The sequence below is a fragment of the Pseudomonas sp. GW822-FHT06B12 genome (assembly GCF_058799675.1).
The window spans coordinates 60,997-73,699 of the sequence record NZ_JBXALR010000017.1 but is presented as its reverse complement, the minus strand read 5'-3'; the positions used below and the strand labels follow the sequence as shown (position 1 = coordinate 73,699).

2 protein-coding genes are annotated in these 12,703 nt (G+C 59.2%); both read right to left on the bottom strand.

Annotated elements, in window-relative coordinates:
* Positions 1-225 precede the first annotated feature (225 nt).
* Positions 226-684, bottom strand: a complete 459-nt coding sequence (locus tag AC1RKH_RS26600; RefSeq protein WP_493064297.1) for a DUF6392 family protein — start codon at positions 682-684, stop codon at positions 226-228.
* A complete protein-coding gene (locus AC1RKH_RS26595) occupies positions 684-12,695 on the bottom strand; it encodes a two-partner secretion domain-containing protein (protein WP_493064296.1) in 12,012 nt (4,003 codons plus the stop codon). Before AC1RKH_RS26595 ends, AC1RKH_RS26600 begins: the two co-directional genes overlap by 1 nt.
* Positions 12,696-12,703: the final 8 nt, after the last annotated feature.

Genomic DNA, 12,703 nt, shown 5'->3' with positions numbered 1-12,703 from the left:
GCAAAATTTTGCAAAACGATGGTGCTCAACGCCGTACCCCGCGATAACTATGTACCTCATCGCGGGGTACGATTTATTTGAGGGTAAAGCTCGTTTTCGGAGTGGGCCCGATGGTGGAGCCTTCCAAGCTGCAATTGATCTGCACCCAAAAGGGGACACCTATTAGCCTTGACTTGAGACCGGCTAATGGGTGTCCTCTTTTCGTCCAGCTCATAGAAGCGATCTTTATGTCGATATTAAAGTTGCCTTCCACAAATCACCATTTTGAGAAAACTCCATACGTAGCGCATATTCCCCATACTCATACCTCATCCATTGATGTACATAGCCGATGAGCATATCGACCCTACCCTCCCCCGCTCTACTAGCAATACCTAACTCTCTAACAACTTCTTTACAGTTCCAGACTTGCGCGACTCGACCAAGCATACCCCCCCTATAAGCTGAATACCCCTCATGATCTTGCACAAAAAAATGCACATGATTCAGTTTCCCAGAACGAAATCCAAATTCCAAACCCGACTCATAAAATTTATAAAACTTAGTTTTCCCTAACGGATCATTATAACTATCTGGAGTTTCTGAAACACTCGGAGACTCTCCAATCCGCCGAAACACATTTTCTACTACGTCCCCAGCCTCTTTTTGACCAAGGGCCAGAACAAAATCCGACCAAATATTCATTATTTAATAACCCCTATTTGACGATTTCTTTCCACGATTTTTTGAACTGTCTCCTCCACAAGCTTCGAGTCATAACCTCGACTCGTTAAACTTGTTCGCAATGCGTCTGTATCACGACAAACAGCACCGCAGAGATCCGCCGCATCTCGCTGAATCTGCGCAGGCGTATTTTTCCCGCCATAAGTAGTACCCGCAATATGTACATCTCTCGGCACCTCTACAGCAGTAGCATTTTGATATAGAGCCTTCGTTTCCACTTCAGTAAGGGGACGTCCCAACTCAGTTTCCTTCGCCGTACGTAACGCAGCAAATGAAGGGATATGATCATGCTCTAGGCCATCTCCAACCACTTCTCTTAATTTCAAATTTTGATAAGAGTCCACCTCAAGCTCTTGAACTGCTGTTTTCGAGGGAGGGCTGCCGGCAGCCTTCCCTGCCCCAAAGAGTATAGCCGACCACTTGGCAAAATCCCCCACCGTTTCGGGCTTGACATCTACACCAAACCGCCCTGCAAAATCGCTAGCAGCTTGCGCTGCTCCCGACGCTATCCCAGCCTCTACAAGGCGAATTTGAGTGGTTTGATTCATCAACTGAGCAGTTGCAAGTACCCGCTTCATCTCCTCCGGAATATCGTCGGATACCCGCGCTTGAGAAATGAGTTCGTGCGTCTTGTTGTAATCCGCCACCAAGTCTTGAAATGCTGCTTTACACCCGCTTGGATCAGCGTCGCAAAACGACTTCAGCCGTTTCTCGTTGGCATCATTCAAATCTGCGTATTTATTTCTAACCTGCTCACAGGTGTTAGTGGCGGCACAGGTTCTGGACTCTTCTATTAAGCCCTCAACCTCCTTGTGGTTCAGGTAGTTATTAACCGTCGCCTGCTGTGCTACCCATCCTGCTACTTGCTGATCCTTATCACTACCACCGGCCGCCGCCGCAACAGTCATACCCAGCAGTTGAGAAGTCATGGCCAGCACTTGATTATGAGCTTCGCCAGGAAAAATCTTGTCCCCCACCAGTTGGACCAACGCTTTGTTTGCTCCAGCCGCCAGCGCCGAAGTAGTGAAGTCTCCGCCTGCCGCCTCACCGATCAAACCACCTACTATGGCGTGAACTGCAACCTTGGTCGGCAAACCGCTACCTAACAAACGATCGCCGACCTTGTCGTAGATCGCCCCGCTAAGCATATCTGCGGCCATTCCGATCGCGGCCTGGGCGAGGTTGTCTTTGAACTTCCCGCCATTGACGACTGTTTTCAACGCAGAATTAACCGCTAGTCGAACACCAACGCTCGCATTCCCTATACCACCGCTGACTCCGGCAACCACATAACCTTTAAGGCTTTCCTTAGAAGTGACATCTTTGAGAACAGCCCCAACGTTGCCTCTGTTGTTGATTGTGCTGATCGCGGCACCACTGGCAGCTGAGGTCAACATTGCGGTTGCGGCCACATTGCCCCAGCCCGCTGCGACCGTCGAACTGGCAGCAGCCATTGCGGTTCCAGAGCCAGCCGTTGCACTAGCCGCAGTCCCCACCGCCGCACTCGCCGCTCCCGCCGTCAGCACCGTGATGATAATAATGATCGCCAGCATCGCCCCTTGGCCCAGCCCGGAATGGCTGTACTTGAAGGACTCGTGCATCTCCTTAACCTGCCGCCAATCCACATCCCCACGCTTCTCGGCGTCCTTGAGCCAAGCCAGTTGCGGATCGGCCTTGACCATCGCATCAATGGTCTGGCTGACAGTGTTCTGGTCGATTTGCTTGACGTCGATGTGCAGACCGTCGACGGCTTTGATCACCAGATTGCCTTTAGCCAGCAGTTGGCTCTGACGCAGGGTTTCATCCGTGTTGCCTTTGCCTTCCATGGAGTTCCAGGCGAGATCGCTGTCGCTCTTCTCATGACTCTCCTGATGCAGATCCTTCACCCCTTCAAAGGTGATGGCCCCACCGCTTTGCAGCGTGATGTCCTTACCGCTTTCAAGCTTCGCAACCTGATACTTCTGATCCCCACCGCTGACCAGAGTCAGGTCCCCACCGGTCTTGATTTCACTCCCTACGTTCGTGACCTGAGTCACTTCATCTCGCTGGGTCTTCTTGCTGCCCCAACTGCCCTTTTTCTTCATGTCATACAGCGAGTAATCGCGGTCTTGTGCGGCCAGCAGTTGAAGGTTGTCGCCCGCCACCAGATACGCTTCGTCGCCAGCGCTGATGCGGCTGGAAATAAGTGTCAGGTCCTTACCTGCGCTCAGCGCAACACTACCGCCCGCATTGAGAGTGGTGGACACCTGTTGCACATGGTCTTCCTGGCTCTTCACCTTCTTGCTCTGGCTGTACGAGTGCTGCTCGTCCGCTGCCGAGGCCAGGGTCAGGTTTTCGGTGGCGCTCATGGCGATGTCGCGCTTGGCGTCGATCTGGCTGGCGATAGCCGTGAGGTCACGCCCGGCGTCGACTTTCAGATCACGGCCAACGTCAACACTGGAGCCGTACTGAGTGATGGTTTGATTGCGGTAGTTGGGGCCGGCCTCGTTGCTGTCGACCTGCTCGGCGGAGGCGATGTTGACATCACGACCGGCACTGATCGTGGTGTCGGCGCCGCTTTTCAACACGCCGCCGGTGTTGTTGATATCGCGTCCGGCGTTGATGGTCAGGTTGTTGGCCGCTTCGATGCGAGCTGCGCTGTCGACGAAACCCCGTTGCTCGCTGCGGTAGTCGCTGGCGCTTTCATGGGTGGTGACCGTGCGTTCGTTGATCACGTCGCCCTTGATCGCAGTCAGGCTGACGTCACGCCCGGCGATGATGCCACCGGCCTTGTTGACGAGGTTGTTACCCGCCAACAGGTCCAGCCGATTACCGGCTTCCACCAGACCGCTGTTGACCAGGTCGTTGCCAGCGGCAGCCGACAGGTTGTTGCTGGCACGCAAGGTGCCGGCGTTGTTCAGGTCCTTGCCGGCGATCAGCGTCACGTCGCTGCCCTGGATCAGGGCGCCATTGGCGGCCAGCCGGTTGTTGGCGTTGGCCAGGTACAGCACCGGCACCAACACTTGCTCGCCGTTGACCTCGGCGTTTTCCATCCAGACGATGTCGTGGGTCAGGGCCGCGACCTGCTCAGAGGTCAGGCTCACGCCCAGCGACAGGTTGAGTTCGTTTTTACTGGCGACAGCGTTGTTCATCAGGTACTTGAACAGTGCCGCGTCCGAGGTCTGACCATCGATGAAACGCTGGCCGGTACGGGCGACCACGGCTTGTTGAATCAGCTTTTGCTCGTATAAGCCGTCACCCAGACGCTTGGCGCTTTTGTCCGGGTCGTAGCCGAGGTTCGCCAGCAGGTAGTCCGAACTCATGAACTGCTTGAGGTCGGTCAGTACCGGGTTGGTTTCGATCAGGTACTTCTGTGGGTTGGACGGAACGGTGCGGGCGGGTAAGCCTTGGACACGATTGACCGTGAAGGCACCGGGCTGAGTCGGTTGGCCGGCGACAGGAGCCGCTTGGCTGATGGCATCGTTGATCGCAGAACGGCCTGGCAACACAGCGCCCGAGGCCGGGTTCGCACCCGGAACCGCCGCGTTGATCGCGCTGGCGCTGGTATCGATATTGGCCGCCTGGCGGGCAGCCGCTATCACCTCAACCGAGCTGGCGGAAGCCTGGGCGATGTTGCCAATCTGGATATCCCGCGCCTGGCTGGCTGGTAACGCCTGTTGACGTTGTGCCGCGCCAAGGCTGGCGCCGCCCATGGTCCAGCTTTGCGGACCGGTGGCGGCCGGAGTGCTGGTGCCTTGTCCGCTCAGGCGGAACAGACCGTTCTGGCCGGTCGGCAGGCTAAAGCCCGGGAGCGCCAGCGGGTTGACTTGTTGCTGAGCGAGGTTCGGTGGCAACTGCTGGTTCAGCGTGATACGGGTCGAGTACGGGCTTCTGGAAGCGCCGGTGTCGGTTCGCTGACCGCTGCCGACATAGGTATAGCCCGGCCGTATGACGCTGTTGTCTATCGTGTTTTGCGCATTGATGTTGACCGCACCTGCCGCCTGGATGATCGCCGCGAAACTTTGATCACCAGAGACCAGTTTGGTGACTTGGCGCAGCTCAGGCAATTCGGCTTCGGTTGTGCCGATGAAACTGGCCATCGCTGCCTCAAGACCGCTGATGTTGCCCGTGTAACCGCTGCTCTGATACCAGTACTGGTTGGTAAAAGCTCCGGCGGCATTGAACCAACCGTCCGGATCCCTGGTGCGCTCGGAGCGGAAAATCCGAGAGGTTTCGGTCTCGCCGGTTTCAACCCCGCTGTTCGTCAGGCTGTTCAGTGTGGCGTTGAGGTTACCGCCAGAGGCGATGCTGCTGCTCTGGTTGAGCAATTGCCCACCATTGATGGACAAGTTACCGCCGGCTCCGATACTGGAAGCAGCGCTGCCACTGGCTTCAAGTTTGTCACGCTGGACGATTTTCCAGGCGTAGTGCTCCTTGCCCCCGTCACAGTCGGCGTTGAGCATAATGTTGCAGTCGGTGTTGGTAATGGAGGCGGTGTAGATGCCCTTGTTGTCAACATTCAGCTCCGACCGGATATTCTGAATCGTGCTCGCCGCCAGGCTCATGCTGCCGTCACTTTGAATCGACGCAGAGCTGTTAACGATGCTGTTGGCCAGGCCGCCCTGCCCATCTCGGTCGATGCTCAGGTTGCCCAGGCTATAAACGTTGGCATCGTTGTTGTTCAAGTCCGCAACGCGCAACGACATATTGCCGCCGCTGAAAATCAAAGCGCCGCCGGTATAACCGCCGTAGTTGGTCAATGTGCCGGTCGTGAGCGTCAGGTCTCCCCCTGCCCCCATTGTCCCGAAGTTCCTCACCCCGCCCGCCATGACCGTCATCCCGGCGCTGGAAGTCAGCCGACCTCCGTTGTCCAGCTGGCCGCCGACATGGATCGTGGCGTCTCCCCCGCTCGCGATGGTCGACGTAACGCTATTGAGGCTCACTTGCGCGGCACTCAGGCCAAGGGCTCCTTGGCTGCTGAGACGACCAGCGCCCCAGTAGGCACCACCCAGGCTCAAGTTCAGGTTGCCGTCACTGGCAATCAACCCTTCATTGAACCAGTTGACACCGCTACCGTTGAAACTGTCGGTGGCCAACAGTTGGCCGCTGGCGGTTTGGGTGAGGCTGTTGACGTTGACGTTCAGGCGTCCGGCCTGGATCACGTTGCTGTTGGTCAATGCATCGGCGTTTAGAGTCAGGCCGCCACGGGTCACGATGGTGCCGCCGGCCCCCGTGACGTTTGCAGTAGAGATGTCGAAAGTGCCGGTGCCGACATGCAGCAGGCTGCCGCCGGTGTTGAGGAAGCTGCCGGCGCCGAGGGTCAGGTCAGTGTTGGCGATTTCCAGAGTACCGTTACGGTTGTCGAACAGACCACCGATCTGGAAATCGGTTTTGCCGCTGCTGCCCAATGCACGCAACTGGCCGGTCTGGTTGTCGAGGCTGGCGGCTTTGATCGCCAGGGTCGTGTCGCTCTCGATGATGCCCAAGCGGTTGTTCAGGGCGCCGTTGAGGTTCAGGGTGATCTGGTTGCCGGCGATCTGGCCGTCGTTGTCGCCGCTGTTGTCGAAGTTGTTGCCAGTGACGTTGACCTGGCCCTTGGCGTAAAGACCGCCGTTGCGGTTGTCGAAGTTGCCCGCGCCCGTGGCGATGACTGCGTCGCCGGTTTGCGCCGAGATGCGCCCGCCGTAGTTATCGATGCCGCCCAAGGCCGTCAGGTTCAAACGCTGTGCCTGGGTGATGCCGCCCTGACGGTTGTTGTTCAGGTCGTAGCCGTTTTTCAAGACTCCCGTCAGGTGCGCAGTGAAGGCACCTTGCAGGCTGGCAAGTACACCGCCGCGGTTGTCGAGGTTGCCGGCGCTGATGGACAGGTCACCGGCCTTGGCCAGGATCCGACCGCTCTGGTTGTCGATATCGCCGCCCACGGTGAGGTTCAGGGCGCCCTGGCTTTGCAGCGTGCCCTTGGCGTTGCTGAGGCTGGCGGCCTGTACTTGCAGACCACCATTCTGGCTGTAGATCAGGCCGTCGGCGCTGTTCTGCAGCGCTCCGCCCGTGGTCAAGGTCAACTGATCGTTGGCCGCGACGGTCCCGCGATTGCGGTTGTCGAGGCCGCCGGTGAGCAGCGTCATCAAGCCTTGGCTGGCGAGTTGGCCGCCCTGGTTGTTGATTTGCGATGAGCGCTGAACCAGTAGCGGCCCGGCGCTGGCTATCTTGCCGTTGGTGTTGGTCAGGGCGCCGAGCAGGTCCAGCGTCACTGCGCCGTTGCCCACCAGGCTGCCGCCGCTGTTGTCCAATGTGGTGCCGGTGAAGCTGAGGGCTTGTTGCGCATTGACGGTGCCGCTGGCGTTACTCAGGGTCATCGCCTGCATCGCCAGGGTTGCACCGCTGTCGATCAAACCGCCCTGGGCGTTGTTCAGCAGACCGCTGACGGTCAGGGTCTGATTGCTGCCGCTGGAAAGAATCCCGCCGTTGCTGTTATCCAGGCTCGCCGCACTGACGGCCAAGGCTTTCTGGCTGACCAGCGCGCCTGCGCCACTGTTGAGGATCGCGCCACTGACGGTCACACCGACATCGCCGCTACGACTCGACAGTGTGCCGTTGTTGCGGTTGTCCAGGCTTGACGCATTAAGGCTCAGCCCTTGCCAGCCGGATACCAGACCACCCTGGTTGAGTACATTGGCCGCGTTGACCGTCAGCAAGTTGTTGCTGATCAGTTTGCCTGCGCTGTTGTCCAGCGCGCGGGCGCTCAGGTTGACACTCTGGCTGCTGGAGATTTCACCGTTCTGGTTGGTCAGGTCCCGCAGGTGATTGATGCTCAGTGTGCCGGCGGTGGTGATCAGACCGGCGCTGTTGTTCAGATCGCCGGTGGCCGCACCAAGGTCGATGGCAATGGCGCTACCCAGCAACGAACCGCCCTGGTTGTTCAGTCCGCTGCTGTTGATGTTCAGGTCGGTGGTGGCGTTGATCAGGCCCTGATTCTGGTTAGTGAGCTGACCATCGACGTTCAGATTGAGATCGGCACGACTGGTCAGCGTACCGCCGCTGTTGTCCAGGCTGGCAGCCCGTACATCAAGGGCCGCGGCGGCGATCATGCCTTTGACGTTGGTCAGCGCCTGATCGATGCGCAGGGTCAGGCCCTGGTTGCTCAGCAGTTTGCCGTTGCTGTTATCGAGGCTGTCGGCGGCCACGGTAAACGCCTGGGCGCTGGAGATCTCGCCCCCCTGGTTGCTGACATCCTTGAGATTCTTGAGCATCAGCAACGGTGCGTTGATCAAACCGTTCTGGTTGTTCAACTGACCGTGGTTCAGGTCCAGATCCAGCGACGTGTTGCTGAACAGTTGCCCCCCTTGCTGGTCCAGACCGGTTACGCTGGCGGTCAGGGCGGCGGTACTGGCGATACGACCACCGTCCTGATTGGTCAGTTGGGTGGCGGTCAGGTTCAGGCTGTCGCCACTGCTCAGACGCCCGGCGTGACTGTTGTCAAACGCTCCAGTGTTGATGAGTACCGCGCCTTTACCGCTGATGCTGCCTTTATTGCGGTTGTCGAGGCTAGCGCTGTTGAGCGTGAGGCCGGTGTCGGTGACGATCTCGCCGCCCTGGTTGGTCACGGCGCCCTTGGTGGTGAGCGTCAGCGCCCCCGCACTGGAAACGCTGCCCGAGGTGTTGGTCAGGCTGGCAGCCTTGACCCCGAGGGTGCCTTCGGCACTCAGCAAGCCCTGGCTGTTATCCAGATCGCCCGCAAGTTCGACAGCGAGGTTCTGCTGAGTCGTCAGCGAGCCGCCGCTGTTGTCCAGACTGCTGCCCGTCAGATTCAGTCCGGCCTTGCCTGACAGCAAACCTTTGGCGCGGTTGATCACCCGATCGACCGTCAGCGCCAACGAACCGTCGGCGAGCACCTGACCGCCATCGCTGTTATCCAGCGTACTGCCGGTCAGGCTCACATCAGCTTTGCTCGACAGTTCACCGCCACGGTTGTCGACAGCGCCCACCGTCAGTTGCAACGCGTTGGTCGCGCCAACCAGACCGCCCTGGCGATTGTCGAGGGTTGCGCCTGTCAGCTGGAGCCCGCCCGTGGCGATCAGTTGACCACCCTGGTTGTTCAGGGTGGCGATGTTGGCCGTGACCTGCGATTTACCGGCGATTTGACCGTTGGTGTTGTCGAGGTTGTCGGCGTTCAGTTGCATGTCACCGTCGGCAATCAGCGTTCCGCCCTGATTGACCCAATGGTTTTGCACCGTCATTCCCAGCGTGCCATGGCTGCTGATGATCCCGTTGCTGTTATCCAGGCTGGCGCTGTGGAGGTCGAGGGTCTGGGCGGAGATCAGGCCTTTGACGCTGGCCAGTGCCTGATCGATGCGCAAGGTCAGCCCTTGGTTGCTGATTAACTTGCCGCTGCTGTTGTCGAGGTTTTGCGCGGCCAGCGTGAAAGCCTGGGCACTGGAGATTTCACCGCCCTGGTTGTTGACGTCCTTGAGGTTTTTCAACATCAGCAACGGCGCATTGATCAGGCCGTTCCGGTTGTTCAACTGGCCCTGATTCAGGTCCAGGCTCAATGAAGTCTTGCTGAACAGCTCACCACCTTGCTGATCGAAACCGGTCACGCTGGCAGTCAGTGCCTTGTCGCTGGCAATACGACTGGCGACACCATTGCTGACCTGGGTTGCGCTCAGGTCGAGGGTGTCACCGCTGATCAAGCGACCGCCCTGGGTGTTGTCGAACGTGCCGGTGGTGACACGGGTCGCGCTTTTGCCACTGAGCAAGCCGTTCTGGCTGTTGTTCAGGCTCTGACTGCTGAGAGTCAGACCGCCATCGGTGGTCATCGAACCGCTGGTGTTGATCAGGGCTCCAGTCGTTGTCACCGTCAGCGCCCCAGCGCTCGACAGGCTACCGCTGGTGCTATCGAGACTGGCCGCGCTGGCATTCAGGGTGCCTTCGCTGCTGATCAGACCTTTGATGTTGCTCAAGGCCTGGTCCAGGCGGATGTCCAGCCCTTGCTGGGTGACGAGGCTACCACCACTGTTATCGAGGCTCTTGCCTTGGACAGTCGTGGCGCCCTTGCTGAACAACAGGCCCGTGGTCTGGTTAATGATCTGCGCCACTTTCAAGCCCAGATCCGTCCCGGCCAGCACCTTGCCGTTATCGCTGTTGTTCAGGCTCTGGCCTTCGATGCTCACGTCAACGGCACTGGAAATTTCTCCGCCGCGGTTATCGACATCATCGACGCTGAGTTTCAGCGCTTTTGTCGCGCCGACCAAACCGCCGTTACGGTTATCGAGCCCCTTGCCAGTGAGCGTCAGAATCCCTTGGGCGACCAGCTCGCCCTTCTGGTTAGTCAGTTGCCCGATGTTGGCCGTCAGGTCGCTTTTGCTAGAGACGCGGCCACCGCTGTTGTCGACGCTGACCGCGTCCAGCCGCACCGGGCCGACCGCACTGAGCAAGCCGCCACGGTTATCCAGATGAGTGCCGTTGAAGTTGATCGTGGTCTGGCTGTTGAGCAAACCTTGCTCGCGGTTATCCAGCTGGCCAACGTTGAGTTGCAGATCCTTGTCTGCACGGACCTTGCCTGTGCGGTTGTCCAGAGAATCGCTTTGCAGGGTCAGGCGATCCTTGCCGATCAGGCTGCCATTGCGGTTGTCGAGGCTGCCGGTATGCAGATCGACCACGCCTTTGGCACTCAGGTTGCCGTTCTGGTTGTCGAACAGCCCAGCGATATGCGCAGTCAGACTGTCATCACTGACCAGGCTTCCGTCATGGCTGTTGTCCAGGCTGGCGGCGCTGATGCTGACGGTTTTCCCGGAACCGAGTACGCCGTTCTGGTTGTTCAGCGCTCCGATCAAACCAATGTTCAGTGCCACATCGCCCGTGACCTGACCGTCGCTGTTATCCAGACTCACAGCCTTGAGCGTGGTGCTGGTGGCGCTGGAGACTTCACCAGCGTGATTGTTAAGGGCTCCAACGAGGGTCAGGCTCAGGCCGGTTTTACTGGTAAAAACACCGTCTGTGTTATCCAGACTCCCAGCCTGGGCATCGAGCCCGGCGGCGGAGATCAGCCCCTTGATGTTGCTTAGCGCCTGGTCGACACGCAGGGTCAGTCCTTGGTTACTGATCAGTTTGCCGTTGCTGTTGTCCAGGTTTCGGGCGGCCAGAGTAAAGGCCTGGGCGCTGGAGATTTCACCACCCTGATTGTTGACGTCCTTGAGGTTGTTCAGCACCAGCAGCGGCGCATTGATCAGCCCGCCCTGGTTGTTCAGTTGCCCTTGGTTCAGATCCAGGGTCAGCCCGCTGCTGCTGGTGAGCTGACCGCCGTTGTGTTGGTCCAGACCGGTGACACTGGCGGTCAGCATCCGGTTACTGACAATCCGCCCGGCGTTGCTGTTATCGACCTGACCCGCATGCAGGTTCAGCGCATCGAGACTGCTCAGCTTGCCGCCCTGGTTATTCACCCCCGCGCTGGCGGTAATGCTCAAGGCTTTGCCTGCCGAGACCAGACCAGCCACGTTGTCCAGCGAAGCGATTTGCAGGGTCAGGGTGTCGAGACTGGAAAGCTCGCCGCTGTTGTTATTCAGATAGCCCGCATGAGTGTCCAGGCTTCCGGCGCTGTTGAGCAGCCCACCTTGGGCGTTGAGCAGTTGATTCGCCGTAACGCTCAGGCCGCCGGAACTCAGCACACGGCCTTTGTTCTGGTTATCCAGTGTGCCGGCCGTCACCTGAGCGCGATTTTGCGCGCTCAGGGTTCCGCCCTGGTTGTTCAGGGTCTGCGCGGTGTTGACCGTCAGGTTGCGGCTGGCGATGACACTTTTGCCGCTGTTGTTGAAGTTCTGTGCGCTGAGGTTGACGTCGCCGCTGGCGTTGCGGCTGGTGTCGGCGTTGACCCCGGCCTCGATAACGCCGTTGTTGGTCAACTGGCCGCCGGCGCTCAGGTTGATGCTGTCGCGAGCGGCGAGGGATTGCTGGTTGCTCAGGTCGCCTTGGGTTTGCACGTTGAGGGCGCTGCCGGCGTAAACCGGTCCCTGGGCATTGAGGCTGGTGGCTTTGATAGTCACCGCGCCATTGGCCGCCGAGGTGTCGGCCAAGCTCAGGCGGCCGTTGGCATCGAGCTGGATATCGCCGCCGCTGGCGATCAGCTTACCGTCGAGTTTGACCCCGACGCCGGCTTCGGTGCCGACCAGTTTGATCGCGCCGGCGTACATGCCGCCGAGGGCCGAAGAGTCGATCGCCAGTTCCGGTTTCGCGCTGCCGTCGTCGGCGCGGGCCGTGGCGTTGAGACTCTCGGCATTGACGTCGTTGCGACCGGCGACGATGGTCAGGTTGTTGGCCTGGATCTGGGCGTTGATCTTGGCGCTGCGGGTGATGATTTCGAAACGGTCGACGTTGGTTGCATTGAGTCCGGCGCCGTCGATGGAGACGCTGCCTTGATCGACCTGAAAGCGGTCCAGTCGACCGTTGTCGAGCACCGGTTTGCCGGTGGTCAAGGTCACCCGTGGGGTATTGATAAACCCGCAGCCGTTGCAGCTGATGCCATACGGGTTGGCGACGATCACCCGCGCCGACTGCCCCGCCACTTCGGTGTAACCGTTCAACTGGCTCGGGCTGCCGCCATTGACTTCGTTGAGGATGGTTTGCGCCGAACCGCTGTTCTTCAGGTTCGGGTTGCCGACGATGTACCCGCCCAGCTGGGTGGCCGAGGTCTGGGTTGACCCGTTGTTGAGGATCAAGCCCTGCAGGGTGACGTTGTAGTCGTGGAACTGGTTGTGCGAGAGACCCGTCGCATTGGGCGTGGCAATGTTGACGATCGGCACGCCATTGCCGGCGCGATCCAGGCTGGTGCCCGGCGCGCTGACCACGATGCCGTCCGCCTGCGCCCACATCGGCTGCCAGAACATGACGTTGGCGAGGAGGAACGCCAGGCCGCGTTTCGGCATGCCCATGAAACGTTCGCGTGGAATTACGGCAGCAGAGGGCTGGCCGGCCAGAAAAGCCAGTTGGCGAACGTCCATATTCAGGT